Consider the following 631-nt stretch of genomic DNA (forward strand, 5'->3'; position numbering starts at 1 on the left):
GGAATGACCCCCGCCTCGAAGCCCATGTGCGTCTTGGACATATCGACCAGCACAATGTCGTCATCCACAAGCGTCGGCTCCATGCTTTCGCCTTTGACGCTGATGATGGCGAGGTTTTGCGGGGGGCTGCTGGTCAGGCGCTTCAAGTAGTCAGGCGGGAAGGCGAGGCTGTGCGTCTGTTCTTCGTAGTCCACAAGCGCCCCAAACCCCGCACTCGCGGAAACATCGTAAACAGGAACCAGTGACTGCCCGTTTTCTGCAGGGGCATCCGCTTCGATCCTAGTGGGCAGAACGCTGTTGAAGGTTGAGTGGTCTCTTATTTCGCCCAACGTCAGATCATAGACCTCTTCGCGCGGCACCCCTAGAGGCTCCACCACATTTGCGATGGAGGCTGCAATCTTCGGAGGTAGGGACTTATCCTTTATCCGCTGCTCATAATGGCTGTAACCGGACGGACTCATGCCAAGATGGGCCGCCATTGCCCTTACTGACAGCCCAGCTCTTTCGCGGATACTCTTTACCGCGTTCCTCAATGCATCAGCGTTTTCCATGCGCTCAGATTGCGCACAAAACCGCGCGGAAGTATGTCCGCAATATGCGCTTGCATTTTGTCCGCTTTGTGCGCATGATG

At 56.1% G+C, this 631-nt stretch carries 1 protein-coding gene; it reads right to left on the reverse strand.

What is annotated here, in order from left to right; genetic code table 11:
• On the reverse strand, positions 1–551 hold a 551-nt coding region (locus A3728_RS19130; protein WP_150120893.1), incomplete at its 3' end, for a S24 family peptidase.
• Positions 552–631: the final 80 nt, after the last annotated feature.

This window comes from Sulfitobacter sp. HI0040, assembly GCF_001634885.1.
Classification (GTDB): domain Bacteria; phylum Pseudomonadota; class Alphaproteobacteria; order Rhodobacterales; family Rhodobacteraceae; genus Sulfitobacter.